1 protein-coding gene is annotated in these 454 nt (G+C 52.2%); it reads left to right on the plus strand.

Annotated features, from left to right (window positions below; all coding sequences use genetic code 11):
• Positions 1–454: Ig-like domain-containing protein (locus tag A6E04_RS20675; protein WP_139078913.1), on the plus strand; the 454-nt coding region annotated here is incomplete at both ends.

Raw genomic sequence — 454 nt, forward strand, 5'->3', positions numbered from 1 at the left:
GTGGTGATCATGACCATTAATGGCACCGATTACCAAACCACGGTTGATGAAAATGGCAACTGGAGTGTCAACGTGGCGGGCGCGGATCTTGCGGCCGACACCGAGTTCGAGGTGAGCGTGGCGTCAACCGACGCGGCAGGAAATACAATCGAAAGCACAGCAACATCAACCCACACGGTTGATCTTGAAGCGACCGAAGGCACCGTAACGGTAGCGAATATCACGGCAGATGACGTGATTAACGCGGCAGAAAGTGGACAAGTCATTGCGGTAACCGGTACAGCAACGGGTGGCGACATCAGTGAAAACGATGTGGTGACCATGACCATCAATGGCACTGATTACCAAACCACGGTTGATGAAAATGGCAACTGGAGTGTCGATGTCGCGGGCAATGATCTAGCTAACGATACCGAGTTCGATGTTGTTGTTAGCTCAAGTGACGATGCTGGGA

The sequence above is a fragment of the Aliivibrio logei genome (assembly GCF_001691055.1).
In the GTDB taxonomy this organism is placed as follows: Bacteria; Pseudomonadota; Gammaproteobacteria; order Enterobacterales; family Vibrionaceae; genus Aliivibrio; species Aliivibrio salmonicida.